Below are 24775 nucleotides of genomic sequence, written 5' to 3'. Positions count from 1 at the left end.
CGGCTGCCGACGTCGTCCCGCAGAGATCATCGAGCCGTCCGCGCTGTACTGGGCCGGTCCGAGACGACCTGGGGGAGATCATGACGACGACCATCGGGACCGCTCCGAACGCCGCCACCGGCGCCGTCCCGCGCCTCGCGCGCCTGCCCGTCCTGTCGATCGCCGCCGCCGTGGCGGTCGTGCACCTCGTGGCGTCCGTGCTGGGCGACGGCTACATGTTCGACGAGCTGCAGGTGCTCGCCATCGGCCGTGACCACCTCGACTGGGGGGCCGCCGACGTCCCGCCGGTCAGTCCGCTGCTCGCGGCGCTGATGGACGCGATCGCCCCGGGCTCGATCCTCGCGCTGCGGATCCCGGCGGTGCTGGCCACCGCCGCGGCCGTCGTCATCGCGGCGCTGATCGCCCGGGAGCTCGGCGGCGACCGGCGCGCCCAGGTGCTGACGGCCGGGGCGCAGGCCACCGCTCTGTGGATCACCTTCACCGGGCACTGGCTGACCCCGTACACGCTCGAGCCGGTGCAGTGGCTGCTGGTGTTCTGGCTGCTCGTGCGGTGGATCCGGGTGCGCGACGACCGTCTGCTGCTCGTCCTGGGCGTGGTCGTCGGGATCGCCGCGCTGACGAAGTTCCAGGTGCTCGCGCTGTGCGCCGTGATGGCGCTGTGCGTGCTCGCCCTCGGCCCGCGGGAGCTGCTGCGACGGCCGATGCTCGCCGCCGGCGCCGGGATCGCCGCGCTGATCGCCGCGCCGACCCTGGTCTGGCAGGCCGTGCACGGCTGGCCGCAGCTGCGGATGGGCGCGATCGCCGCCGCGGAGGCCGACTACCTGTTCGGCGGGCGCTGGGGTGTCGCGGCGTTGCTGGTCGTCTGCGCCGGGGTCGCCGGGACCGTGCTCGGTCTCTACGGCACCGGTCGCCTGCTCATGGCCGCGGAGCTGCGGACGTACCGCTTCCTCGGGGTCGCCGCGGTGGTGATGTACGTGTTCTTCGTGGTCACGGCCGGGCGGGCGTACTACATGGACGGTTCGTACGGGCTGCTCGCCGCCGCCGGTGCGCTGGGCCTGCAGCGGCGTCGCGAGGCCGGGCACCGGCGTCTGCGGTGGGTCGCGTGGCCCGCGTACGTGGTCAGTGCGGCGGTCGCGGCCGGCCCGCTGGCGGTGTCGGTGCCCTACGCCTCCGCCGCGGTGCCGCAGAAGATCGTGCCCGAGGTCGCCGCCGCCTACGACGCGCTCCCGCCGGCGCAGCGGGAACGGACGGCGGTGTTCGGCCAGTCCTACATCTACGCCGGGTACATCGATGCCTACCGCGACGAGTACGGCCTCCCGCCCGCCTACAGCGGCAACCGCAGCTACGGCTACTTCGCGCCGCCGCCCGAGGACGTCGACACCGTCCTGTCGCTCGGCAAGACCGGCGACGACCTGCGCCCGTTCTTCCGCGACGTGCGCCGGGTCGGCGGCGAGGGCGACGCCGGCCTGTGGCTGGCCACCGGGCGGACCGGGCCGTGGTCGGAGATCTGGCCGCGGATGCGGACGCTGACGGTCGAGTAGGAGCTCAGCGCCCGACGGCGGTGACGAGCGAACGCAGGTCCTGCTGCAGCGTCCCCAGGGCGGGGCCGCAGGTCTGCGGCTCCCCCGCCGGGCCGGAGTTGGCGGCGTTGACGCACCCGCCACCGACGAACCGCTGCAGACCCGTCTGGACGGTGTCGGCCGCCTGCGTGGCCCGCGGCGCCTGCTCCCGGATCGCCGGCAGCACGGCCTGGACCTCCCCGACGAAGCGGGCGCACGTCGGATAGATCGTGGCCGGGTCGTCGCGGGCGCACTCGTCCTGCGCGATCGACGACAGCTTCGTGCGGGTGTCGTCCAGGGTCGCGCTGGGTACGACGCCGGGCGGGAACGTCGGCGTCGGCGGGCCGGACACCTCGACGGCGTTCGTGCCGCCGCAGCCGGTGACCACCAGGGCCACGGCGATGCTCGTCAGTCCGAACATGACCTTCTGCAGACCCTGGTGCACACGCCCGACCCTAGTGGGCCCCACCATCAGGGGCTCGCGGGTGCATCCCGGCGGGACCGGCCGGGGCGCAGTACCGTCGTCGGATGCCCGAGGGAGACACCGTGTATCTCGCCGGCAAGCGGATGCACACCGCGCTGGCCGGGCACCGCCTGCTGCGCGGGGAGCTGCGCCACCCCCGGCTCGTCGAGCACGACCTGGCCGGGCTGACCGTCACCGGCGTCGTGCCGGTCGGTAAGCACCTGTTCACCCGCTTCGACGACGGACGCAGCCTGCACAGCCACTTCCGGATGGACGGCGCCTGGCACCTCTACCGGCCCGGCACCCGCTGGCAGCGGGCCGCGCACGAGGCGCGGGCGGTCCTGGAGACCGACGAGCGGGTCGCCGTCGGGTTCGCCCTGCACGACATGGAGCTGCTGCCCACCGACGACGAGGACCGTCTCGTCGGGCACCTGGGCCCGGATCTGCTCGACCCGGAGTGGGACGACGCGCACGCCGCCGAGGCCCTGCGCCGTCTCACCGCCCGCGGCGACCACGAGATCGGCCTGGCCCTGCTGGAGCAGCGGGTGATGGCCGGGGTCGGCAACCTCTACCGCAACGAGATCTGCTTCCTGTCCGGGTTCACACCGTGGGTCCTCGTCCGCGACACCCCTGACCTGGCCGGCGTCATCGCACTGAGCCGCAAGCTGCTGCTCTCCAACGCCGACCGCCCCGAGCAGACGACGACGGGGTCGCTCGCCGCCGGCGAGGCGCACTGGGTGTTCGAACGCCCCGGACGACCGTGCCGCCGGTGCGGGACGCGGATCCGGACCGCCGACCAGGGCCTCGCCCCGTATGCCCGCGTCACCTACTGGTGCCCGCGCTGCCAGGCCGGCCCGGCCCCGCGCCCGCAACGCCGCCGCTCCTCCCCTGCCGGACGGCGCTGACCGGGACGTCGGGCGTCCCGAAGGGTCCCTTCGCGGCGCCCGGAGCCCCGAAGTGTCCCCTCGGAGGCAATGAACCCGGGAGACGGCGCCGCAGACGCGACGGAACCGCGCCCGGATCGGGCGCGGCTCCGTGGTGTGACGGTGGTGCGGAGGGTCAGTTCGTCCCGGTCTGCCCTTGCTGCGGGTTGGCCTGCGGCGACGCCGGCACCTGCTGGGTGGGCTGCTCCGCCTGACCCGCACCGACGGCCGGGGTGCTCTGACCCTGCCCGACCTGTCCGGCGACCGGACGACCCTCCATCGACGCGCGGATCTGGTCGAGGCGGCTCGCCCCGGCCATGTCCGTCGTCGCCTGCTGGACCTCCAGCATGCGGCCCTGGACCGAGTTCTGGGCCAGCTCCGCCGAGCCGAGCGCGTTGGCGTAGCGCTTCTCGATCTTGTCCCGGACCTCGTCCAGGGACGGCGCGTTGCCCGGAGCCGACAGCTCGCTCATGCTCTGCAGCGACTTGGCCGCCTGCTCCTGCATCTTGGCCTGCTCGAGCTGGCTGAGCAGCTTCGTGCGCTCGCCGATCTTCTGCTGGAGCATCATCGAGTTCCGCTCGACGGCCTTCTTGGCCTGCTCCGCGGCACCGATCGACTGGTCGTGCAGCGTCTTGAGGTCCTCGACGTTCTGCTCCGCGGTGACCAGCTGGGTCGCCGCGGCCTGCGCCGCCTGCTCGTACTGCTGCGCCTTGTTCTCGTCGCCCTGGGCCCGCGCCTGGTCGGAGAGGACGAGCGCCTGCCGGGCCTGGGACTGGAGCTTCTCGATCTCACCCAGCTGCCGGTTCAGCTTCATCTCCAGCTGGCGCTGGTTGCCGATGACGGCCGCGGCCTGCTGGGAGAGCTGCTGGTGCTGGCGCTGCGCGTCCTCGATCGCCTGCTGGATCTGCACCTTCGGGTCCGCGTGCTCGTCCACCTTCGACGAGAACAGGGCTGACAGATAGCTGAAGAACTTCGTGAATCCGTTGGCCATCTGCTCCGTCTACCTCCGCGTGCGACATCGCTGGACAGCGTCTCCGATGGTGGACCCGCTGCTCGGGCTGCACCGATCCGGCCGACCCCGCGATTCCCCCCGCGGTCGCCGCACACCACATCGGCAACACCCATCCTGTCACCGGGTCGTACACCCGTGCCAGTGAGCCCCGACAATAACGCCGCAGCGTGGGCCGTGTGGGGCGGGGTCAGGCCGCGCGGACGCTCGCGACCGGGGTGCCCTTCGAGCCCGTGCCCAGTGCCGGGGCGCCGCTCGGACGGCCGGCCAGGCGCAGCTCCGCGTGCCGCTGCCCGATCGGGACCAGCACCTCGTCGGAGCGCGTGGCGATGCCGACCGGGCCGGCCAGCTCCAGGGCCATCTCCTCGGCCGCCGACGAGAGCAGCTCCGGCACCGTGACGTCGAGGGCCTCGCAGATCGAGGCGAGCAGCTCGCTGGAGGGCTCCTTGCGGCCGCGCTCGACCTCGGAGAGGTACCCGAGGCTCACCCGCGCCGCCCGCGAGATGTCGCGCAGTGTCCGCCGGCGCGCCGTGCGCACCCGCCGCAGACCACTGCCGATCGCTTCCCGCAGCAGCATGTGCCCTCCTGGAGTTCGTGCCACCGGGACGGATCCGGGCCCATGCCCGACACCGCTCTCCCGGTGGGTCCACCGTACCGACTCGGCCACGATTCCGTCCCCGCCGACACCCCCGGAGTCGTCCGCCCAGGGCGAACACCCCGGTCCCCCGGACGCCCCCGGCTCAGGGCCGGGCGCTCCGCGCGCCCCGGGCCCGCAGCGCCTGCACCACGTAGTCGACACCGGTCACCACGGTCAGGACCAGCGCGATCACCAGCGCCACCCACTGGACGACCAGCATCAACGGCGCGACCGAGGGCAGCAGCATCGGCAGCGGCAGCAGGAACAGCCCGATCGCGAGCGTCTGGGCGGCCGTCTTCGCCTTGCCGCCGCGGCTGGCCGGGATCACCCCGTGCCGCAGCACGACCAGGCGCAGCGCGGTCACCCCGAGCTCGCGGCCCATGATCACGACGGTGATCCACCAGGGCACCAGGCCGAGCACCGAGAGACCGATCAGCGCGGCACCGGTCAGGGCCTTGTCCGCGATCGGGTCGGCCAGCGCGCCGAACCAGGTGACCAGCCCGCGGCTGCGGGCCAGCTGCCCGTCGAGACGGTCGGTGAACGCCGCGACGGCGAACACGCCGAATGCGGCCAGGCGCCAGTCCACGTCCCGGCCGCCGGCGGTGAACAGCACCACCACGAACACCGGGACCAGCAGGATCCGGATGACCGTCAGGACGTTGGCGATGTTGAGCAGGGGCGCCTGCCCCGACACCGGCACGGTCGAGCCGTCGGCCCGGCCGGCCGGAGGGCTCACCCCGACACCGCCGCGGCCACCGGCTCGCCGACCCCGCGGGGCAGCACCTCGATCGCCTCGACCAGCAGGTCCACGCCTTCGGAGTCCACGACCGTCGCCCGGACCAGGTCGCCCACCGCGAGGTCCTCGACGTCCGGACCGTCACCGTCGACGAACACGCACTCGCCGTCGGCGTCCGGGCCCTGGTGCGCGGCCCGGCCGGCGCAGTCGTCCTCGTCGCTCGCCGGCGTCTCCACCAGCACGATCACCTCGGTGCCGACCCGCTCCTCGGCCCGCTGGGTCATCAGCTCGTCGGCCAGCGCCGAGATCCGCGACACCCGCGCCGCGACGACCTCGGCGGGCAGCTTGTCCTCGAAGGTCTCCGCCTCGGTGCCGTCCTCGTCGGAGTAGCCGAACACGCCGATCGCATCCAGGCGGGCACCGTTGAGGAACGCCTCGAGCTCGGCGAGCTCCTCCTCGGTCTCGCCCGGGAACCCGACGATCACGTTGCTGCGGATGCCCGCCTCCGGGGCCAGGGCGCGGATGCGCTCGCAGAGGTCCAGGAAGTCGGTGAGCGAGCCGAAGCGCCGCATCCGGCGCAGCACCGTGGCGCTGGCGTGCTGGAACGACACGTCGAAGTAGGGGGCGATGCCGGGCGTGCCGGCGACCGCGGCGAGCAGGTCCGGGCGGATCTCGGCCGGCTGCAGGTAGCTGACCCGCACCCGTTCCACGCCCTCGGTCGCGCCCAGGAGCGGCAGCAGGTCGACCAGTGCCCGGGTGCCGCCGGGCAGGTCCTTGCCGTAGGACGTCGAGTTCTCGCTGACCAGCACCAGCTCGCGAGCACCCTGCGAGGCGAGCCACGCGGCCTCGCCGAGCACGTCGGCGGGCGCACGGGAGACGAAGCTGCCGCGGAAGGAGGGGATCGCGCAGAACGTGCAGCGCCGGTCGCAGCCCGAGGCGAGCTTGAGCGAGGCGACGGGGCCGTCGTCGAGGCGTCGGCGGCCGGTCCCCACCGCGCCCAGGTCGGGCACCCAGTCGTGGCCGGGGACCGAGACGTCGGCGCTGGCCGCGGGCCGTTGCACCGGGGAGATCGGCAGCAGCGTGCGCCGGTCCACCGGGACGTGCGGGGCCGGGGCGTGCCCGCCCAGGACGTCACCGAGACGCTCGGCGAGCTCCGGATAGTGGTCGAAGCCGAGCACGGCATCGGCCTCGGGGAGGTCCTTCGCCAGGTCGGCGCCGTAGCGCTCGGCCAGGCACCCCACCGCGACGACCTTCGCCCCGGCCGGGCGGGCCACGTCGGAGGCGGCGAGGACCGTGTCGATCGAGTCCTTCTTCGCCTGCTCGACGAAACCGCAGGTGTTGACCAGGATCACGTCCGGCGAGCCGGACTCCGCGTCGACCAGCTCCCAGCCGCTGCCGGTCAACCGTCCGGCCAGCTCCTCGGAGTCGACCTCGTTGCGCGCGCAGCCCAGGGTGAGCAGGGCCGCGCGCCGGGGCGCGCCTTCAGGAACAGGATGGGACACGGCCATAGGGTAGACGCCGCCCGCGCGCCGTGAGATGGCCCGTCTACCCTCGGCGGACGTGCCTGCTGCCGGACCCCCCGTGACCGTGCGTCGTGCCCGTACCCCGGACGTGCGCGCCATCCGCGACCTGGTCGACGCCTACGCGGGCCGGGTGCTGCTGGCGAAGGAGACCGTCACCCTCTACGAGGCGGTCCCGGAGTTCCTGGTCGCCGAGGTCGACGGACGCGTCGTCGGCTGCGGCGCGCTGCACGTCCTGTGGGAGGACCTGGGCGAGATCCGGACCGTGGCGGTGCACCCGTCGGTCGTGGGGCACGGGGTCGGGCACGCGATCTGCGACGCGCTGATCTCCGGCGCCCGCGACCTGGGCCTGTCCCGGCTGTTCGTGCTGACGTTCGAGAAGCAGTTCTTCGCCCGGCACGGCTTCGCCGAGATCGACGGCACCCCCGTCTCCGCCGACGTCTTCGCCGCCATGCTGCGCAGCTACGACGCCGGCGTCGCGGAGTTCCTCGACCTCGCCCACGTCAAGCCGAACACCCTGGGCAACGTACGGATGCTGCTGCTCCTCTGAGGGGCGGGCCGGGGTTGCCGACGGCGATATCGTGACCGGCATGGGTGCGGGGCGGGCGATCCCGGGCATCGACGAGGACGGCGCACACCGGTGGCGGCCGTCGGCGCGGCTGCGCGGGCACGTCACCGACATCTGGGCCTGGCGCCAGGGCGCGACCGCGCCCGGGACCCACCAGGGCGTCCCGGGCGGGCACCTGACCGTCGTGCTCTGCCTCGACGGCGACATGGAGCTCCTGCGCGCCCCCGATCCGGCGCGCTCCCCCGGGCGCTACGTCACCTCCGTCGCCGGACTGCACGGCTCACCCGCGGTGATCGCCACCGGCCCCGCGCAGACCGGGATGCAGCTGCGCCTGACCTGGCGCGGAGCCCGTGACCTGCTCGGGCTGCCCGCCGGGCAGCTCGGGGGCGACGTCGTCGACCTCGCCGTCCTGCTGCCGGAGATCACCTCGATCCTCGACCGGCTGCGCGAGGCGCCGACCTGGCCGGCCCGCTTCGCGCTGCTCGACCGCGAGCTGTGCCGGGTGATCGGGAACCGGGACTCCCCCGGCGAACCGGCGCGCGAGATCGTCCGCGCCTGGGACGTGCTGCTCGCGACCGGGGGCACCACCCGGGTCACCGAGCTGGCCGGCGAGGTCGGGTGGAGCCGCCGGCACCTGGGCGAGCGGTTCCGCGCCGAGACCGGTCTGGGCACCAAGACCGCGGCCCGGCTGATCCGGTTCGAGCGGGCGTGCGACCTGCTGCGCTCCCCCGCCCGGCCCGGGCTCGCCGACGTCGCCGCCGTCTGCGGCTACGCCGACCAGCCGCACCTGGCCCGCGACTTCCGCGACCTCGCCGGGCTCACCGCCACCGAGTGGCTCGCCGAACGACCGTCCTGAGACGGTGCTCCGTTTCGTCCAAGACCCGCCGCCGGGGCAGGCGCCAGGCTTGCCCCATGAGCGACGTTCCGAGCCTCTGGCCCGCCCTGACCTGCACCGATCCCCGAGCGATGATCACGTTCCTGACGAGCGCGTTCGGCCTGTACGAACGCGTCGTCTACGGCGACGGTGACGTCGTCCACCACGCCGAGCTGACCTGGACCGGCCCGACCGGCCAGGTCGGTGGGCTCATGCTCGGCCCGGCCGCGCCCGGCTGCGGGCGCTCGCCGGGCACGTCGTCGATCCACCTCGTCGTCGACGACCCGGACACGAGGTTCGCGACCGCCACCGCCGCCGGCGCGACCGTCGTGCGCCCGCTGGAGGACACCGACTACGGGAGCCGGCAGTTCGTCGTCACCGATCCCGAGGGCAACCTGTGGAGCTTCGGGACCTGGTACGAGTGATCGACCCGCGATGATTGACTCCGGGTGTGTTCCGCATCGTGCTGCACGCCCCGGAGATCCCGCCGAACACCGGCAACGTCATCCGCCTCGCCGCCAACACCGGCGTCGAGCTGCACCTGGTGCGCCCGCTCGGGTTCACCCTGGAGACGCCGCAGCTGCGCCGGGCCGGGCTCGACTACCACGACCTGGCCGACGTCCGGATCCACGACGACACCGCCGCGATGTGGGAGCACCTGGCCGGACTGGCGGTGACGCCGTCGGTGTATGCGTTCACCGCGTCGGCGACGCGGCTGCACACCGACGTCGCCTACGCCCCCGGTGACGTGCTGATGTTCGGCTCGGAGTCGGTCGGGCTACCGGCGTCGGTGCTGCACGCCGGCGCCGTCACCGACCGGATCCGGCTGCCGATGCTGCCCACCTCACGGTCGCTGAACCTGGCCAACTCCGCGGCCGTCGCCACGTTCGAGGCGTGGCGACAGCACGGGTTCGCGGCCGCGCGCTGACGTCGGGGACGACTAGCCCTGGCGTACGGCCTGCACGTCGAGGGTGATCTCGATCGTCGACCCGACGACGGGGAGGCCCTTGGCGATCGTCTGCTGCCAGTTGAGCGTGAAGTGCTCGCGGTGCAGCTGGGTCGTGGCGACGGCACCGACCCGCTCGCCGTTCCACTCCGCCTGCCCCAGGAAGGTGGTGTCCAGGGAGACGTCGCTGGTCAGGCCGTGCAGGGTGAGGTCGCCGTCGATGGTCCACCGGTTCCCGCCGTGGGCGACGAAACGCATGCTGGAGAAGCGCAGCTCGGGGAAGCGCTCGACGTCGAGGAAGTCCGGGGAGCGCAGGTGCGTGTCCCGGGCCTCGACGTTGGTGTCCACGCTCGCCGCCTCGATCACGACGTCGACCGAGGACTCCTCGAACGGCTGGGTGATCCGGATCTGGCCGGAGAACTTGTTGAACCGGCCGTAGACCTTGGACAGCCCGATGTGCCGGGCGACGAACCGCACCGACGAGTGGTCCGGGTCGATCGTGTAGAGCCCCGGATGCGGCGGGCGCAGCTCCGGGTCCTCGGCCAGGCTGACCGTGCCCATCTCGGCGTGCGATCCCCACTGGACCTCGACGCCGTCGGTGACGGGCTGGAACCCGCCGGACTCGACGCGCACCCGGTAGCGGCCGGGCATCAGGGCGGCGGCGAAGCGTCCGAACGGGTCCGCCTCGACGTGCACGACCCGGCGGTCACCCGTGTCCAGGACGGAGATCTCGCTGCCGGGCAGCGGACCGCCCTCGCTGTCGCGGACCTGCCCGCTGAGCACCCCGCCGGTGAGCGGGATCGGCACCAGGGCGTGCCGATCGGTCGTCCCGCGACGGGGACGAGCCGCCCGCCCCTTCTTCCAGAACACCGTGTGCCGACCTCCTCGGGCCCGCTCCGGCGCGCGGGCATGCGCGGGCCGCGGTCGTCATCGGCCCGGCACACTCTCCCACGACGGGTGCCCCCGGCTTCACCCTCGCGCGGGGAAAACCACTCACCGCTCGTGGTAGGGCCACTCCGTCGGGTGAGGTCGGTGGACCGACCGCACGCGGACCGTCACTCCTCGGGTTCGACGTCCCCGCCGTCGGCGGTACCGCCGCCGCGGATCAGGTAGAGAGCGTTCTCCAGCTCGTCCGGCTTCACCAGCACGTCGCGGGCCTTGGAGCCCTCGGACGGCCCCACGATGCGACGGGTCTCCAGCAGGTCCATCAGGCGTCCGGCCTTGGCGAAGCCGACGCGCAGCTTGCGCTGCAGCATCGACGTCGAGCCGAACTGCGAGGTCACGATCAGCTCCGCGGCCTGCAGCAGGACGTCGAGGTCGTCGCCGATGTCGGCGTCGATCTCCTTCGCCTCGCCGGCCTTCTGCGCGGTGACGCCCTCGGTGTAGCTGGGCTCGGCCTGGTCCTTGGTGAACGTGACGACCTTGGAGATCTCGTCGTCGTCGATGAACGCGCCCTGCATGCGGACCGGCTTGCCGGCGCCCATCGGGAGGTAGAGCGCGTCGCCCATGCCGATCAGCTTCTCGGCGCCGGGCTGGTCGAGGATGACGCGGCTGTCGGTCAGCGACGACGTCGCGAACGCCAGCCGGGACGGCACGTTGGTCTTGATCAGGCCGGTGACGACGTCCACCGACGGCCGCTGGGTCGCCAGGATCAGGTGGATCCCGGCGGCGCGGGCCTTCTGGGTGATCCGGACGATCGCGTCCTCGACGTCGCGCGGAGCGGTCATCATCAGGTCGGCGAGCTCGTCGACGATGCACATGATGTACGGGTAGGGCCGGTAGACGCGCTCGCTGCCGGGCGGTGCGGTGATCTCCCCGGAGCGGACCTTGCGGTTGAAGTCGTCGACGTGGCGGACCCGGTTGGCCTGCATGTCCTGGTAGCGCTGCTCCATCTCCTCCACCAGCCAGGCCAGCGCCGCGGCGGCCTTCTTCGGCTGGGTGATGATGGGCGTGATCAGGTGCGGGATGCCCTCGTAGGGGGTCAGCTCGACCATCTTCGGGTCGATCAGGATCATCCGGACCTCGTCCGGGGTGGCGCGGGTCAGCAGCGAGACCAGCATCGAGTTGACGAAGCTGGACTTACCGGAACCGGTGGAGCCCGCGACCAGCAGGTGCGGCATCTTCGCCAGGTTGGCCATCAGGTAGTGGCCCTCGATGTCCTTGCCCAGCCCGATGCCCATCGGGTGCTGCTCGGCGCGCGCCGAGTTCGAGCGCAGGACGTCGCCGAGCCGGACCATCTCGCGGTCGGTGTTCGGGACCTCGATGCCGACCGCGGACTTGCCCGGGATCGGCGCCAGGATCCGCACGTTGTCGTTCGCGACGGCGTAGGCGACGTTCTTGGTCAGCTGGGTGATCTTCTCGACCTTGACCGCCGGGCCGAGCTCGATCTCGTAGCGGGTGACGGTCGGCCCGCGGGTGAAGCCGGTGACCTGGGCGTCGACGTTGAACTGGTCGAGCACGCCGGTGATCGCCTCGATCATGGCGTCGTTCGCGCTGCTGCGGGTCTTCGGGGCCGGGCCGACCTCGAGCATGTCGGCGGGCGGGAGCTTGTACTCGGTCTCGCCGATCGGCTCCCGGATCGCCATCGACATCTGCTCGCCGTCGGTCTCCGGGATCGACTCCGCGGGCGGCGTCTCGGCGACCGGGACGCGGGGGCGCTTCGGGGCCGGGGCCCCCGGCGTCCCTCCGGCGGCCGGCGCCGCGTCCGGCGGGGCGGCGGCTGGCACGGCGGCCGCGCCGCCGGGCAGCGTCCGTCCGGCCGGGGCCTCGGTGGCCGGGACCTCCGGGTCGCTCGGCGCGGGCAGGTGCTCGCCGTCCTCGCGGAAGGCGTCGGCCTCGGCGGCCCCCTGACGGCGACGCGACGAACGCTTGCGCGCCGGCGGCGTCTCGCCCTGCGCCTCGGCGACGGCGTCGGCCACCGTGCGCGGCTTCTCGTCGTCCTCGGAGTCGGTCTCCTCCTCCTCCGGGAACTCGCCCATCAGGCGGCGGAACCGGGGCGGGACCTCGCGCACCGGCGTGCCGGTGATCAGCAGCAGGGCGTAGGCGCTGAGCAGCAGCAGCACCGGCACCGCCGTCCAGAGCGTGAGCCCGCTGGCCAGCGGGGTGCCCGCGACGTAGCCGATCGCGCCGCCGGCATCGACCCAGCCGGCGGGACGGGCCGGGGAGCCGGAGCCCAGGTGCACGAGCCCGAGCACGCCGAGCGCGAGCAGCATCGCCCCGGTGATGATCCGCGGCCGGGCCTCGGGGTGCGCGGGCGTCGTGACCAGCACGAGCCCGACGCCGAGCAGGATCACCGGCAACAGGGCGCCCCCGACGCCGAGCACGGCGCCGACGGCGAAGTTGAACCAGTAGCCGACCGAGCCGCCGGCGCTGAACCACACCCCGGCGGCGGTGATCACGGCCAGGACCAGGAACGTGAACCCGAGACCGTCGCGGCGGTGCGCCGAGTCGATGTCGCGGGTCCGGCCCATCGCGCGTCCGGTGGAGCGGCCGAGCTTGACCACCCCGCGTCCGACGGCGTCGATGGAGCGGTCGATCAGGTCGGGACCCTGCTTGCGGGGCGGGGGCTTGCGGGAGGTCGAACGGCTGCGTGAGCTCGCCGGACGCCGGGTCGAACCGCCCCGGGACGCACCGGACCGGGACCCGCTCGCGCCCCGCCCGGCGGCGGCCCGCGTCGTGGTCCTGCCCGTACCCGTCCGTCCTGCCATGTGTCCACGGTAGCCCCGGAGCGTGATCGAACCGGGCACCGACGCGGGCCGGCGCCCCTCCGAGCGCCGACCGGCGCCCTCCCGGGCCCCGCCCGTCCCGACGAGCGGCACCCCCGTCGGAAGGGTTCCGACGGGGGTGCCGTTCGATGGAGCGTCAGCCCGAGGGCTAGATGTTCTGCCCAGTGAGGTTGGGGACGCGGCTGGCGGGTGGGAGGCCCTGGAGGGCGGTGTGTCCGCGGAGGTGATTGTAGTGATGCAGCCAGCCGGCGAGGTCTGCTCGCCGGTCGGATTCGCGCTGGTAGGGGCGGGCGTAGGCCCATTCGTCGAGCAGGGTCCGGTTGAACCGCTCCACCTTCCCGTTCGTCTGAGGACGGTAGGGCCGGGTCCGTTTGTGGACGATGTCGTTGTCGCGCAATAGATCGCGCCACGGGTGGGACCGGTAGCAGGCGCCGTTGTCGGTCAGCACCCGGGACACGCTGATCCCTGAGGCGGTGAAGAACGCCTGGGCGCGGGCCCAGAACGCAACCGCGGTCTCGGCCCGTTCGTCGGGCAGGACCTCGGTGTAGGCCAGGCGGGAGTGGTCGTCAACGGCGTTGTGCAGGTAGCTGTAGCCGACCCCGCGGGTCCGGATCCGTTTGCCGCGGGCTCGGCCCAGAACCCGGTGCCCGCCGCCGTCGGGGATGTTGCCCAGCTTCTTGATGTCGACGTGCACCAGGTCCCCGGGCGCGTCGTGCTCGTAGCGGCGGGGCCGGCGGGTGCGGATCGGGCGCCCGGTGGCGCGATCGAGATCGGCCAGGCGCGGGACCCGGTAGCGGACCAGGACCCGATGCACCGTCGACGGGGCGATCCCGAGCCGGTAGCCGATCCGGGCCGGGCCCCACCGCCTGCTCACCCGCATCGACACGATCCGCCGTTCCCGCCGCGTCGCGGTCCGCGACGGGCTGTAATGCGGGCGGCTCGACCGGTCCGCCATCGCCGCCGCACCGCCGATGCGGTAACGCTGTGACCAGCGGGCGGCGGTGTTCACAGCGACCTGGAACCGCTCCGCGGCCCGGCGCAGCGGCCAGCCCTCATCGACCACACAACGGGCCAGACGTAGCCGGCCGGTCGGGGACAGCGGGGCGTTACCGTGGACCACGAGGGCCTCCTGGGTCGAGGTGTAGATGTCGCAATCCACACCGGACCCGGAGGCCCTCCCTCACGTCAACATCAAACCGCCAGTCCGGATGTACTCAACCTCCGTGGGCAGTACAGCTAGACCGTGATGACGGTCGGAACGATCATCGGGCGGCGACGGTAGTTGTCGGCGACCCAGCGCCCTACGACGCGGCGGACGCCCTGGGCGATCCGGTGCGGGTCGGAGACGTTCTCGTTCTCCAGCCGGGACAGCTCGTCCTCGACCAGCGGCTGCGCGGCGTCGAGCGCCTTCGGGTCGTCGGAGAACCCGCGACCGGCGATCGTGGGCCGGGAGACGGCGCGCCCGGTCTTGGCGTCCATCGCGATGGTGATCGCGATGAAGCCGCCCTCGCCGAGCACCAGCCGATCACCCAGCGTGGTCTCGCCGATGTCGCCGACGGCCAGTCCGTCGACGTAGACGCGGCCGACCTCGACCTTGCCGGTGATCGCGGCGCGGCCGTCGACGAGGTCGACCACCACCCCGTCCTCGGCGATCACGACGGACTCCTCGGGCACCCCGGTGCGCACGGCCAGCGCGGCGTTGGCACGCAGGTGGCGCCACTCGCCGTGCACCGGCATCACGTTCGACGGGCGCACCGCGTTGTAGAGGAACAGCAGCTCACCGGCCGGGGCGTGCCCGGAGACGTGCACCTTGGCGTTGCCCTGGTGCACCACGGTCGCGCCGAGGCGGGTCAGGCCGTTGATGACGCCGAACACCGAGGTCTCGTTGCCCGGGATCAGCGAGCTGGCCAGGATGATCGTGTCCTCGGGCCGGATCGTGATGCTGCGGTGCTCCCCGCGGGCCATCCGCGACAGCGCGGCCAGCGGCTCGCCCTGGGACCCCGTCGAGACGAGCACGAGCTTGTCGTCGGGCAGGCGCATGGCCTCGTCGATGTCGACGAGCAGGCCGTCCGGGATGTTGAGCAGCGAGTGGTCGTCGGCCAGGCCCATGTTGCGGACCATCGACCGCCCGGCCAGGCAGACCTTGCGGCCGTGCGCGGCGGCGGCGTCGAGCACCTGCTGCACGCGGTGCACGTGGCTGGCGAAGCAGGCCACGATGATCCGCCCGGAGGTGTCGCGAAACATGTTGGAGATGACCGGGCCGATGTCGCGCTCGGGGGTGACGAACCCGGGGACCTCGGCGTTGGTGGAGTCGACCAGGAACAGGTCGACGCCCTCCTCGCCGAGGCGGGAGAAGCCGGCCAGGTCGGTCAGGCGCCCGTCGAGGGGCAGCTGGTCGAGCTTGATGTCACCGGTGTGCAGCACCAGGCCGGCCGGGGTGCGGATCGCCACCGCCAGCGCGTCCGGGATCGAGTGGTTGACCGCGAAGTACTCGCAGTCCCACTCGCCGTGCCTGACGCGGTCGCCGGCCGCGACCTCGCGCAGGTGCGGGGTGAGCCGGTGCTCCTTGCACTTGGCGGCGACGAGCGCGAGCGTGAAGCGCGACCCGACGACGGGCAGCTCGGGACGCATCCGCAGCAGCCACGGGACGGCACCGATGTGGTCCTCGTGGCCGTGCGTCAGGACGATGGCGTCGATGTCGTCGAGGCGGTCCTCGATGGCCCGGAAGTCGGGCAGGATCAGGTCGACGCCGGGCGAGTCCTCGGCGGGGAACAGGACACCGCAGTCGACGACGAGCAGGCGCCCCTCGTACTCGAAGACGGTCATGTTGCGCCCGACCTCGCCGATGCCGCCGAGCGCGAACACCCTCAGACCCCCGCGGGCCAGCGCCGGCGGCGGGCCGGTGGGCAGCTCGGAGGGGTTGGACTCCTCCGGCGGGGTCGGGCGGTCACGCTGCGGGCGGGATCGGCGGTCGGATCGCTGGGAACTGCGGCTCAAGTGGTGGCCTCACGTATCTGTGGCAGGTACAAGATCAGAAGTCGTGGTGGGGCGTGAGCCCCTGGTGGCGCGGCGGCGGACCGGTGGTGGCCGCACGGCGCCGGGTCTAGCGGTAGGCGACCTCGGCCCCCAGGTCGGTGGCCGTCCGCGAGCCCAGCGCGCCGTGTCCGGGCGTGTAGCGGCTGGGGTGTGCCGAGGAGTCGAGCGCGACACCGGCGACCGCGAGGTCCCCGGCGATCGCCGCCACCTGCTCCTCGGTGGCCGGGGGCAGCGGAAGACGTGTCTCACCGACGTCGAGGCCACGCAGCCCCAGCGCCGTCTTGGCGAACACCGCGCCACCGACGCGCCCCATCGCACGGATGACCGGGAGCATCGCGTAGTGCAGGCTGCGCGCGCGGTCGTGCTCACCCGCAGTGTAGGCGTCCAGCATCGCCCGCAGCCTGTCGGCCACGACGTGTCCGATGACGCTGACGAACCCGACCGCCCCGACCGAGAGCCACGGCAGGTTCACCGGGTCGTCGCCGGAGTAGTAGGCCAGCGTCGTGGTGGCCAGCACCTCGGTGCCCACGCGCAGGTCGTTGCGAGCGTCCTTCACCGCGACGATGTTCGTGTGCTGGGCCAGGCGCTGGAACGTCTCGACGTCGATCCCGATCACGCTGCGCGGCGGGATGTCGTAGAGCATCACCGGCAGGTCGGTGGCGTCGGCGACGGCGCCGAAGTGCGCGATCAGGCCGGACTGCGGCGGTCGCGAGTAGTACGGCGTGACCACGAGCAGCCCGTGCGCGCCGGCCCGCTCGGCCTCGCGCGCCAGCCCGATCGAGTGCGCCGTGTCGTAGGTGCCGGCGCCCGCGACGACCGTGGCCCGGTCCCCCACCGCCGAGACGACGGCGCGGACCAGCTCGGCCTTCTCCTTGTCGCTGGTCGTCGGGCCCTCACCGGTGGTGCCGTTGACGACGAGGCCGTCGTTGCCCATGTCCACCAGGTGGGTGGCGAGCTCCTCGGCCTTGCCCAGGTCCAGCTCCCCCGCGGCGTCGAACGGGGTGACCATCGCGGTCAGGACCTCGCCGAACGGCCGGCGCGGCGGGTGGGTCTGCCCAGACGGGGCGGGACTGGGGTTCATGGCAGCTGACGGTACCGCCCCCGGGTGACAACGGCGGCCTCCTCGCGGCGTGTGCCGCGCTACCCCGTACGCCCGTGCGCCGTGCGGTCCACCGGCCCGGGTGGGCGCTACATCCCGGCCGGAGCGGCCCGGTAGGCCTCGACGTCGGCCGGAAGACCCTTCAGCTCGACCCGCGCGGCGTCCCGGCCGAACGCGTGCAGAACCAGCTCGGCGGGGTCGCCGACGACGGTGACCAGCCCGTTGCCCGTCGCCACGACCTGCTGGGCCCCCTCGGGGCGTTGCAGCACGACGCCGACCGGCACCTTGCGGAACAGCAGGCGCGCCGAGCGGCCCAGCAGCGTCCAGAGCTGGGTGTCGCGGTCGAGGTCGGACTCGCGGGGCTCCCAGCCGGGCTCGCCGCGCCGGACGTCCTCGTGGTGGACGAAGAACTCGGCGCCGTTGGCCAGCTCGTCGACCTTGCCGACGCGGAAGGGCGACCAGGCGGGCGGCCCGGTCCGCAGGTCGTCGATCATGTTCGGCCAGGCCTCGTTCGCGTAGCCGGCCATCGCCTTGTCGGTGATCGAGGACAGGGCCGGGACCATGATCCCGGGCGAGGCCCAGGGCTGGCGCTCCCGGACGAGGAGGTGGGCCAGCAGGTCGCGGCTCGTCCATCCCTCGCAGAGGGTGGGGCGGTCCGGTCCGGACCGCTCGAACTCGTCACAGATCGCGGCACGTTCGTCGACGGCAAGGCTCACCGGACACAACGTAGTCCCTCCGGCCCACCGCCGCCCGGGACCGCGGGTCACCCGGACGCTCTACACACGACGCACGGGAGACGGCCGTTCTGTAGTCGGTGATACAGATCGCACCCGATCGGGCGCAGATACTCCCTCCCGTTGCCGCGAGCCCGACGGCACGTCTCACCGTGGAGGAACCTGTGACCCAGACCGACGCCGGCCCGCCCGCTGCGGCTGTGCCACCGACGTCGATGCGCCGCATCGCGATGGCCAGCATGACCGGCACCGTGATCGAGTTCTACGACTTCTTCATCTACGGCACCGCGGCCGCGCTGGTGTTCAACAAGGTGTTCTTCCCCGAGCTCGGCGCCGCCGCCGGCACCGCGCTGGCTCTGGCCACGTTCGGTGTCGCGTTCGTCGCGCGGCCGTTCGGGTCGATCCTGTTCGGCCACTTCGGTGACCGGCTGGGCCGTAAGGGCACGCTCGTCACGACCCTGCTGATGATGGGCCTGTCGACGCTGGCCATCGGTCTGCTCCCGACCGCCGGGACGATCGGCGTGCTGGCGCCGATCCTGCTGGTGGTCCTGCGCATCGTGCAGGGCCTCGCCGTCGGCGGCGAGTGGGCCGGCGCGACGCTGCTCACCGCGGAGAACTCGCCCGGCAAGGCCCGTGGCAAGTACGCGCTGTTCCCGCAGCTCGGCCCGTCGGTCGCGTTCTCGCTGGCCAGCGCCACGTTCCTGCTGACCGCCCTCACCATGAGCCCGGAGGCCTTCCAGGCCTGGGGCTGGCGGCTCCCGTTCATCGGCAGCATCCTCCTGGTCGGGGTCGGGCTCTACGTCCGGCTCAAGCTGGAGGAGACCGCCGCGTTCAAGGAGAAGGCGGCCGGGCCGGTCAGCACCTCGTTGCCGATCGCCGAGGTCTTCCGCACCCGCTCCCGCTCGGTGCTGCTCGGCGCGGGCGCGACGACCGCGGTGTTCGCGTTCTTCTACATCGGCGTCACGTTCCTCACCAGCTACGGCACCACGCAGCTCGGCCTGGCCCGCACGACCGTGCTCACGATGGGCATCATCGGCGGTCTCGTGTTCGCCGCGACGACGATCCTGGGTGCCATCGCGTCCGACCGGATCGGTCGCCGGAACATGGTGGTGATCGGCAACGCGCTGTCGGTGGTCGGCGGGCTCGTCGCGTTCCCGATCCTCGACATCGGCACGCCGTGGTCGTTCGGCCTCGGCATCTCGGTGATCCTCGGTGTGGTCGGGTTCGCCTACGGTCCGATCGGCGCCCAGCTGCCGGAGCTGTTCCCGACCCGCTACCGCTACACCGGGGCCGGGATCTCCTACAACCTGGCCGGTGTGCTCGGCGGCGGCGTCGTGCCGCTGATCTCGGCCGCGCTGGTGCCGGTCTACGGCAGCTTCGCGATCGGCGTGCTGCTGGCCGGGGTGTCGGTCCTGAGCCTGGGCTGCGCGCTGGCGCTGCCCAGGACCGACGCCGACTCGCTGGCCGACCAGGACGCCCTGGTGGCCCCCGCCGCGGCCTGAGGCGACGTCACGTCCGGGAGCGACCCGCTCCCCCGCCCGGCCGGATCCGTGCCCGAATTGCGACCCGCGTCGCTTCCGGTACGGCTCCGGTCGGGCTAACGTCCGTTCATCCGGTCTGCGCCCAGCCGAGGTCGCGGACGGGGTCGAGGGCAGTCCCGCACCGCCCGCGGCCCGCGGACGGACGGGGGTGGGACATGCCGACGGCATCGATCGAGGACGAGCGGGCGGTATCGCCGTTCCTGCTCGGCGGCCCGAACGCCCTCACGTCGCGGATCGCCGAGCTCGGCTCGCCGCGCCACTACCGCGCCGGCGACCACGTCTACCGCCAGGGCGAGACGTCGGCGTGGTTCCACGTCGTGGTCTCCGGCCGTGTGCGCATCTACCTGCACCGCCCGGACGGGACCGAACGGGTGCTCGCCTACGCCGAGCCCGGGTCCAGCCTCGGCGAGGCCGCCTGTTTCGACGGCCGCCCGCGTCATCTCGGCTCGATCGCGACCCAGCCGTCGGAGGTCGTGACGGTGAGCCGTGACGCGCTGCTCGACGCCGCCCGCGCCGATCCCGAGCTGCTGCTGGAGATCACCCGGCGGATCGCCTACAAGCAGCGGGTGCTGCAGCTGCACGTCATGATCGACGGCCTGCCCGCCCGGGAGCGCGTGACGCTGCTGCTCGGGCACCTCGTCGAGGCCTACGGCGAGGTCTCCCTCGACACCTCGACGCGCCTGTCGATCCGGCCCGCGATCGACGAACTCGCCCTGATGGTCGGCCTGACCCGGGTCACGATGAGCCGCGAGCTGTCCAAGCTCGTCGCCGAGGGCGTGCTGCTCAAGGACGGCCGCGCGATCGTCGTGCGCGACCTGCCCGGCCTGCGCCGGCGCGTGCACGCCGTCGCCGTCTGACCCCGGCCCCGCCGTCGATGCGCACCGGTCCGTACCGGGCCGGGCCGGGCGGGAGGCTCAGCCCTCGGTGACGAAGGGGCTCGACGCGATCTCGGTGCCGTCGTCGAGGGTCTGGATCTCGAAGTCGGCGAAGACGTTGGCGACCTCGCGCTGCAGGTGACGCAGGCACTCGACGGCGAGGGCACGGATCTCGACGTCGGCGTGCTCGGAGGCACGCATCGCGATGAAGTGCCGCCAGGCGCGGTAGTTGCCGGTGACGACGATCCGGGTCTCGGTCGCGTTCGGCAGGATGGCGCGGGCGGCCTGGCGGGCCTGCTTGCGGCGCAGGGTCTTGTTCGGGACGTCGGCGAAACGCTGCTCGAGACCGGCGAGCAGCTCCTCGTAGGCCTTCACCGCCGCGGCGGTGGCGTCGGCGAACAGGGCGTGCAGCTCCGGGTCGTCGGAGATCACGTCGGGCTCGACCATCGCGGCGTCGCGCTCGGGGACGTAGCGCTGCGAGAGCTGGGAGTAGGAGAAGTGCCGGTGCCGGATCAGCTCGTGGGTCAGTGACCGGGAGATGCCGGTCAGGTAGAAGCTGACCGTCCCGTGCTCGAGCACGGACAGGTGTCCGACCTCGAGGATGTGCTTGAGGTAGCCGGCGTTCGTGGCGGTGGCGGGGTTCGGTTTGCCCCACGACTGGTAGCAGGCCCGTCCGGCGAACTCGGCCAGCGCCTGGCCACCGTCCGCGTCGGTCTCCCACGGGATGTCGGCCGGTGGGAGGAACTCGGTCTTCGCGACGAGCTGGACGCTCAGCGGCACGGTCTCCGGCATGCCAGCGAGGGTAACCGGCGGCTCCGGAAGGCCGGTCCGGCACCCGCGTCGCGACGTCGCCCGGCCCGGTGGCGACATCAGACTGACGACAAGTGACGCCATCTGCGCCTTGAATGTCGTCACAAGTGACGCCACCATGGCGTCATGGATGTCACCCCGTACGTCGCGCAACTGCGCGAGGACCTCGCCGCCGCGGCCGCGGCCGGGGACGAGCAGACCCGCCGGACCGCGGCGCTGCTCGGCTCGGCCATCGAGCCCGCCGCCCGGCTCGCGATCATGAACGCCCTCTCCGAGATGGCCGCCGAGGTCACCGCCTCGCTCGGCGACCGCACCGTGGAGCTGCGCCTCGACGGCCGGGACGTGCGCGTCTCGGTCGACGGCCACCGCTCCGAGACCACCGACCACACCGCGTCCCCGGAGTCCGGGCCGGCGCCCGGATCCCCCTTCGGCTCGGGCTTCGGGCCGGGCGGGGGCTTCGGGCCGGGCGGGGGCTTCGGGCCGGGCGGGCCGTTCGGCGGCGACGCCGGCGACATCAGCCGGGTCACGTTGCGGATCGTCGAGCAGATCAAGTCGCAGGCCGAGCAGGCCGCGCAGTCCCAGGGCGTCTCGCTGAACACCTGGGTGTCCCAAGCCGTGCAGGGCGCCCTGTCCGGCGCGGCGGCGCGGCACGGACGACCCGGCGGACCGCCGGACGACCAGGACGGCCGCCGGCTGCGGGGATGGGTGCAGGGATGAGCGACACGACCGACGTCCCCGGTGACTCCGGCCCGGACGGGAACGACGGCACGGACCCCGGAACGGGGCCCGCCGGACAGGACGACCGCACGCGAGCGGAGGACACCATGAACGGTGACCAGGACCGTACCGAGCACTGGACCTGCGCCGGGCCCGCGGAGCTGGAGGTCGCGATCGGCGCCGGACGGGTGCGGATCGAGCTCTCCGACACCGCGGGCGAGGTGCGCGTCGAGGTGCGGGCCGACCCGTCGGCCGAGGGCCCGCTCGCCGGCGGGCTGGGCGGGTTGCTGCGCTGGATCGGCAGCTCGGTGTCCGCGTCCGGGAACGTGACCGGAGGCGGGACCCCCGGCTCCGGGGGCTTCCCCGGCGGCTTCCCGGGTGCGGGCGGCTTCCCTAGCATGGGCGGCTGGCCCGGTCAGGGCGGAGGCGGCGACCCGACGGCCGGTGCGGCGCCGTGGGAGGCCGCGGGAGCCACCGCGGCCGAGGCCGTGCAGGCCACCGAGATCACCTGGTCGGAACCGGGGCGCAGGCTGGTCGTGCGCGGTCCGGAGGACCCGCGCCTGGCCACCGTGCCACTCGCCGTCACCGTGACGGCGCCGTCGCGCTCGCGGCTGGCGTCGCGGACCGGCGTCGCCGACGTCGACGTGCGGGGGCGCGCCAGCTGGGCCGCGGTCCGGACGGGGGCCGGGTCGGCCCGGCTGGAGGAGGTCGACGGCGACGCCGACGTGACCACCGGCAACGGCGGCATCGACCTCGGCCCGGTCACCGGGCAGGCGCGGCTGCGGACCGGGTCGGGCCGCGTCGACGTCGCCGCGCTCGGCGGGTCCTCGCAGGTCAAGACGGGAAGCGGCGACATCCGCGTCGGCGAGGTGGCCGGAGATCTGACGGTGAAGAGCGGCTCCGGTGACCTCGTGCTGGCCGACGTCGTGTCCGGCGACCTGACGCTGAGCACCGGGTCCGGCAACGTCCGGATCGGCGTGCACTCCGGCGTGACGGCCGAGCTCGACCTGAGCACCGGGTCGGGTCGGGCACGCAGCGAGCTCGACGTCGGCTCGTCCGCCCCGGCGGGGCCGGCCCCGGTGAGGCTCAGCGGGCGGACCGGGAGCGGCGACGTGCTCGTCACCCGCTCGGCGCCGGTCCCGGCCTGAGCCGGGGGTCTCGCGCGACGTTCGACGGCCGGCGCCCTGGAGGGGTGGGCACCGGCCGTCGGCGCGTCTTCCTCGCCTGTCGAGATGCTTGATGGACGAGGGAGCGTAGGATCCCGGATGTGGATCGAGCCGAGGCTGTGCAGATGAACGCGTCCATGGTCGAGCGCATCCTCGCCGCTCCCGCGACGCCGATCGAGGAGGGCGGGTACGCCCTGCGCGTGGTCCGCACCGTCGGGCGGCGCAGCGGCGAGCGCCGGGCCACCCCGCTGGGCGCCGTCCGCCGGGACGGGTACCTCTACCTGGTCTCCCCGCAGGCCGGTCGGGACTGGGTGCGCAACCTGCACGCCGACCCGTGGTGCGCGGTCGAGGCCGGCGGCGAGCGCGCCGAGTACCGCGCGCTGGTCCCCGAGCCGGGTGCCGCGTCGGCCGCGGTGGCGACCTACCTGCGCTCGGTCCAGGCGCCGTGGGCGCTGAAGGCGTTCCCGGTGCCGGCGGATGCGAGCGAGGCACGGATCGCCGAGCACCTCGAGACGATGGCGGTCCTGCGCCTCGACCCGAGCTGACGCACCCGCCCGGACACATGCGGACGTCAGACGCCCAGCGCGCGCCGCAACGGCCCGGCCAGGTCACCCCGCTCCCCCACGACGACGTCGTCGAGCTCCAGCCATCCGGCCATCTCCCGCAATGCCACGGCCAGCCCGGACGCGACGCGGGACCCGTCGTGGCCCGGCTCGGTGAACGCGCCGGGGACCCGTAGCGCACCGGAGGCCCGGTCCGCCTTGAGGTCCACCCGCCCGGCCAGCCGGCCGTCGAGCAGGAACGGGAACACGTAGTAGCCGTACTCGCGCTTGTGCTCCGGGGTGTAGATCTCGATCCGGTAGCGGAAACCGAAGATCCGCTCGGTGCGCTCGCGCTCCCACACCAGCGGGTCGAACGGACACAGCAGCGCCCCACCGACGACCTCCCGCGGCGTGCGGGCGCCCGGGTCCCGGTAGGCCGGCTTCGCCCAGCCACGGACCGCGACCTGCTCCAGCTCGCCGGCGTCGACCAGCTCCGCGATCGCCTCCCGGGTGCGTTCCGGGCCGAGGCGGTAGTAGTCGCGCAGGTCGGTCCCGGTTCCCACCCCCAGCGCCGACGCCGAGCGCCGCACCAGCTCGCGTGCCGCGTCGGCCGGGTCCGGTTCGGGGACGGCCAGCACGTCGGCCGGCAGCACCCGCTCGGGCAGGTCGTAGAGCCGCTCGAAGTGCCGCCGCCCGCCGACCATCAGCCCGCCGGTCGCGAACAGGTACTCGCAGACCCGCTTGACCTCCGAGCGTTCCCACCAGCTCGCCCCGGCCGGGCGCGGGCGCGCCGTCGGATGTTCCAGGGCCTTCTCGATCGCCCCCGCACCGATCGGGCCGCGCTCGGCCACGACGTCACGGATGTCGCCGGCCAGCGACGGATGCCGTTCCAGCAACGGCGCGTAGTGGCGCCACCAGCGCTGCGGCAGCACCCGGTGCCCGAGCAGCGGCCAGTCCTCGACCGGGACCAGGCTCGCCTCGTGCGCCCACGTCTCCACCAGCAGCCGCGGCCGCTTCGCCGTCGGTGACCACGCCGCGTCGTCGAGCAGGGCGGGCGGGTAGGCCCCGATCCGGCTGAAGATCGGCATGTAGTGCGCCCGGACGGCGACGTTCACCGAGTCCAGCTGCAGCAGCCGGACCCGGCCGAGCACCCGCTGCAGGTGCCGCCGGGTGACCGGTCCGGACGGTCGCGGGTCGGCCATCCCCTGGGCCGCCAGCGCCGTCCGCCGGGCCACGTCCGCCGAGATCGTTCGCACACCACGGATCGTGGCACGGACCCCCGACAGTTCCCCGGC

24 protein-coding genes are annotated in these 24775 nt (G+C 73.4%); 11 read left to right on the top strand and 13 right to left on the bottom strand.

The features are described from left to right. Positions 1-80 precede the first annotated feature (80 nt). Positions 81-1541 (top strand): glycosyltransferase family 39 protein, encoded by a 1461-nt coding sequence (locus tag EV383_RS08305; protein WP_130289372.1) that lies wholly within the window; start codon positions 81-83, stop codon positions 1539-1541. Between the two features lie 4 nt (positions 1542-1545). On the opposite strand, the gene EV383_RS08300 is transcribed toward EV383_RS08305, so the two are convergent. Continuing rightward, the gene (locus EV383_RS08300) at positions 1546-2004 is read right to left on the bottom strand and encodes a hypothetical protein (protein ID WP_130289371.1); all 459 of its coding nucleotides are present in this window, start codon (positions 2002-2004) and stop codon (positions 1546-1548) included. A gap of 83 nt (positions 2005-2087) precedes the next feature. On the opposite strand from EV383_RS08300, the gene EV383_RS08295 reads away from it, so the two are divergent. Further along, positions 2088-2927: a DNA-formamidopyrimidine glycosylase family protein gene (locus tag EV383_RS08295; RefSeq protein ID WP_130289370.1), complete on the top strand. Its 840-nt coding sequence runs from the start codon at positions 2088-2090 to the stop codon at positions 2925-2927. Positions 2928-3081: 154 nt separating this feature from the next. Here EV383_RS08295 and EV383_RS08290 read toward each other — a convergent pair whose 3' ends face one another. The 4 genes from EV383_RS08290 to rimO all read right to left on the bottom strand — a co-directional run bounded on the left by EV383_RS08290 (position 3082) and on the right by rimO (position 6829). Beyond that, positions 3082-3936: a PspA/IM30 family protein gene (locus EV383_RS08290; protein ID WP_130289369.1), complete on the bottom strand. Its 855-nt coding sequence runs from the start codon at positions 3934-3936 to the stop codon at positions 3082-3084. A 208-nt stretch (positions 3937-4144) separates the two neighbouring features. Then, positions 4145-4531 carry a helix-turn-helix domain-containing protein gene (locus EV383_RS08285; protein ID WP_130289368.1) on the bottom strand — a complete coding sequence of 129 codons (387 nt, stop codon included), beginning with the start codon at positions 4529-4531 and terminating at the stop codon, positions 4145-4147. A 163-nt stretch (positions 4532-4694) separates the two neighbouring features. After that, positions 4695-5327 carry a CDP-diacylglycerol--glycerol-3-phosphate 3-phosphatidyltransferase gene (gene pgsA, locus EV383_RS08280; RefSeq protein WP_130289367.1) on the bottom strand — a complete coding sequence of 211 codons (633 nt, stop codon included), beginning with the start codon at positions 5325-5327 and terminating at the stop codon, positions 4695-4697. Continuing rightward, positions 5324-6829 (bottom strand): 30S ribosomal protein S12 methylthiotransferase RimO, encoded by a 1506-nt coding sequence (rimO, locus tag EV383_RS08275; RefSeq protein ID WP_242622966.1) that lies wholly within the window; start codon positions 6827-6829, stop codon positions 5324-5326. The genes pgsA and rimO overlap by 4 nt, the downstream gene beginning before the upstream one ends. Before the next feature lie 34 nt (positions 6830-6863). Here rimO and EV383_RS08270 point away from each other — a divergent pair, with 34 nt between their 5' ends. The 4 genes from EV383_RS08270 to EV383_RS08255 are packed head-to-tail and all read left to right on the top strand — an operon-like array spanning position 6864 to position 9217. Further along, positions 6864-7397 (top strand): amino-acid N-acetyltransferase, encoded by a 534-nt coding sequence (locus EV383_RS08270; RefSeq protein WP_130289365.1) that lies wholly within the window; start codon positions 6864-6866, stop codon positions 7395-7397. Positions 7398-7437: 40 nt separating this feature from the next. Beyond that, entirely contained in the window at positions 7438-8271 is an 834-nt protein-coding gene (locus EV383_RS08265) for a helix-turn-helix domain-containing protein (RefSeq protein WP_130289364.1), read from the top strand. 56 nt (positions 8272-8327) lie between these two features. Beyond that, positions 8328-8714, top strand: a complete 387-nt coding sequence (locus tag EV383_RS08260; RefSeq protein WP_130289363.1) for a VOC family protein — start codon at positions 8328-8330, stop codon at positions 8712-8714. 26 nt (positions 8715-8740) lie between these two features. Further along, positions 8741-9217: a tRNA (cytidine(34)-2'-O)-methyltransferase gene (locus tag EV383_RS08255; protein WP_130289362.1), complete on the top strand. Its 477-nt coding sequence runs from the start codon at positions 8741-8743 to the stop codon at positions 9215-9217. Between the two features lie 12 nt (positions 9218-9229). Here EV383_RS08255 and EV383_RS08250 read toward each other — a convergent pair whose 3' ends face one another. From EV383_RS08250 to EV383_RS08225, 6 genes are all read right to left on the bottom strand, one after another. Next, on the bottom strand, positions 9230-10105 hold the full coding sequence (locus EV383_RS08250) for a YceI family protein (RefSeq protein WP_130289361.1): 876 nt from the start codon (positions 10103-10105) through the stop codon (positions 9230-9232). Positions 10106-10290: 185 nt separating this feature from the next. Next, entirely contained in the window at positions 10291-12942 is a 2652-nt protein-coding gene (locus EV383_RS08245) for a DNA translocase FtsK (RefSeq protein ID WP_130289360.1), read from the bottom strand. A gap of 166 nt (positions 12943-13108) precedes the next feature. Beyond that, on the bottom strand, positions 13109-14080 hold the full coding sequence (locus EV383_RS08240) for an IS481 family transposase (RefSeq protein WP_130289359.1): 972 nt from the start codon (positions 14078-14080) through the stop codon (positions 13109-13111). 116 nt (positions 14081-14196) lie between these two features. Next, a complete protein-coding gene (locus EV383_RS08235) occupies positions 14197-15870 on the bottom strand; it encodes a ribonuclease J (RefSeq protein WP_242623425.1) in 1674 nt (557 codons plus the stop codon). 193 nt (positions 15871-16063) lie between these two features. After that, positions 16064-17077 (bottom strand): 4-hydroxy-tetrahydrodipicolinate synthase, encoded by a 1014-nt coding sequence (gene dapA / locus EV383_RS08230; protein ID WP_130289357.1) that lies wholly within the window; start codon positions 17075-17077, stop codon positions 16064-16066. 107 nt (positions 17078-17184) lie between these two features. After that, positions 17185-17811, bottom strand: coding sequence for a TIGR03085 family metal-binding protein (locus EV383_RS08225; RefSeq protein ID WP_130289356.1), 627 nt, complete (start codon positions 17809-17811; stop codon positions 17185-17187). Positions 17812-17993: 182 nt separating this feature from the next. Here EV383_RS08225 and EV383_RS08220 point away from each other — a divergent pair, with 182 nt between their 5' ends. Then, positions 17994-19331 carry an MFS transporter gene (locus EV383_RS08220; protein ID WP_242622965.1) on the top strand — a complete coding sequence of 446 codons (1338 nt, stop codon included), beginning with the start codon at positions 17994-17996 and terminating at the stop codon, positions 19329-19331. Between the two features lie 194 nt (positions 19332-19525). Then, on the top strand, positions 19526-20227 hold the full coding sequence (locus EV383_RS08215) for a Crp/Fnr family transcriptional regulator (RefSeq protein ID WP_130289355.1): 702 nt from the start codon (positions 19526-19528) through the stop codon (positions 20225-20227). Positions 20228-20284: 57 nt separating this feature from the next. On the opposite strand, the gene thyX is transcribed toward EV383_RS08215, so the two are convergent. Beyond that, the gene (gene thyX / locus EV383_RS08210; protein WP_130289354.1) at positions 20285-21037 is read right to left on the bottom strand and encodes an FAD-dependent thymidylate synthase; all 753 of its coding nucleotides are present in this window, start codon (positions 21035-21037) and stop codon (positions 20285-20287) included. A 144-nt stretch (positions 21038-21181) separates the two neighbouring features. Between thyX and EV383_RS08205 the strand changes: the two genes are divergently transcribed. From EV383_RS08205 to EV383_RS08195, 3 genes are all read left to right on the top strand, one after another. Further along, a complete protein-coding gene (locus EV383_RS08205; RefSeq protein WP_130289353.1) occupies positions 21182-21772 on the top strand; it encodes a toxin-antitoxin system HicB family antitoxin in 591 nt (196 codons plus the stop codon). After that, positions 21769-22920 (top strand): DUF4097 family beta strand repeat-containing protein, encoded by a 1152-nt coding sequence (locus EV383_RS08200; protein WP_130289352.1) that lies wholly within the window; start codon positions 21769-21771, stop codon positions 22918-22920. Before EV383_RS08205 ends, EV383_RS08200 begins: the two co-directional genes overlap by 4 nt. A 143-nt stretch (positions 22921-23063) precedes the next feature. After that, positions 23064-23483 (top strand): nitroreductase family deazaflavin-dependent oxidoreductase, encoded by a 420-nt coding sequence (locus tag EV383_RS08195; RefSeq protein ID WP_130289351.1) that lies wholly within the window; start codon positions 23064-23066, stop codon positions 23481-23483. A 26-nt stretch (positions 23484-23509) separates the two neighbouring features. Here the strand turns inward: EV383_RS08195 and EV383_RS08190 are convergent, their stop codons facing one another. Continuing rightward, positions 23510-24736, bottom strand: coding sequence for a winged helix-turn-helix domain-containing protein (locus EV383_RS08190; RefSeq protein ID WP_130289350.1), 1227 nt, complete (start codon positions 24734-24736; stop codon positions 23510-23512). Between the last annotated feature and the right edge of the window lie 39 nt (positions 24737-24775).

It is taken from the genome of Pseudonocardia sediminis (assembly GCF_004217185.1).
Lineage (GTDB): Bacteria > Actinomycetota > Actinomycetes > Mycobacteriales > Pseudonocardiaceae > Pseudonocardia > Pseudonocardia sediminis.
This window is presented reverse-complemented; position numbering and strand designations above follow the sequence as displayed.